This is a genomic window from Terribium retamae, assembly GCF_022347545.1.
Classification (GTDB): domain Bacteria; phylum Pseudomonadota; class Alphaproteobacteria; order Rhizobiales; family Rhizobiaceae; genus Mesorhizobium; species Mesorhizobium retamae.
Genome location: NZ_JAKREW010000125.1, coordinates 1 through 989, shown reverse-complemented (window position 1 = coordinate 989; position 989 = coordinate 1). Strand labels below are relative to the sequence as shown.

Below are 989 nucleotides of genomic sequence, written 5' to 3'. Positions count from 1 at the left end.
CCGGTGCCGCGGTGGAGACGACGACGCTGGGCGAAGCGCTGGCGGGGCTCGGCGTTTCGCGGGAAGGCGCCGGGTCCGCTGAGGCAATTGTCGGCGGTTCCGAGACGGTTTCCGGAATGGCGAGCCCGTCCGTGGCGATCGAGGCTGGTGCGGCGCTGCGCTTCAAGATGTCGGGCGAAAACGCGGCGATCCTGTTTTCCAACCTTGCCGACAATTCCGCCCGCCATGGCGCCAGCCGCTTCATGGTCAGCGCGCGGCAACAGGATGGCGTCGTGCGCGTGCTGGTGTCCGACGACGGCGCCGGCATCTCGCCCGACAACCGGGCCCGCATCTTCTCGCCCTTCTTCACCACGCGGCGCGAAACCGGCGGCACCGGCATGGGCCTCAGCATCGTCGCGGCGCTGGTGAAAGCGCATGAAGGGTCGATCCGGCTGGTGGATGCGGAGCGGGGTGCGACGTTCGAGATCGAGATCCCGGCGGGGTAGGTGGTGCGGTGGAGTGCGACGGTTCTGTCCTCGGGGGTTGGGTGTCGCAAAGGGCGCGGCGCCCTATCTCCCCCCTTGCAGGGGGGGGTGAGAGCCTGGTTCGCCGCAGGCGAATTGGAAGGTCCAGTGGACCTTCCAAAAGGCTCGAACGCCCGAGGCCATAGCCGAGGGCCGTGTGTCGCGATGGGCGCGGCGCCCCTATCTCCCCCCTTGCGGGGGAGAAAGGATTTTCACGACCTTAGACGAGCACGCCCGCAGGGCGGCGCAGGCTAAGTCGTAGAAAATCCAAGAGAGGGGATTTTCAGCTGAGAGGTTCGCAAGTCCGGGATACGATACGCTGATCGTCAGCGCTGCGGCTGGATATCCCCTCTCTTGCGATTTCTAGCACTTAGCTCCGCTGCCCTAACGGGCATGCTCGCTAAGATGCTGAATGTCCAGCGGATAGAGGGGTTACATTTTGAACCGGATAGATGGGTAACACTTTTCCCCCTATGACACGGCAGC

The 989-nt window shown here is 64.9% G+C and carries 1 protein-coding gene; it reads left to right on the top strand.

All coding sequences use genetic code 11. From position 1 onward, the window contains the following. On the top strand, positions 1 to 485 hold a 485-nt coding region (locus L4923_RS30845; protein WP_239370888.1), incomplete at its 5' end, for a sensor histidine kinase. Between the last annotated feature and the right edge of the window lie 504 nt (positions 486 to 989).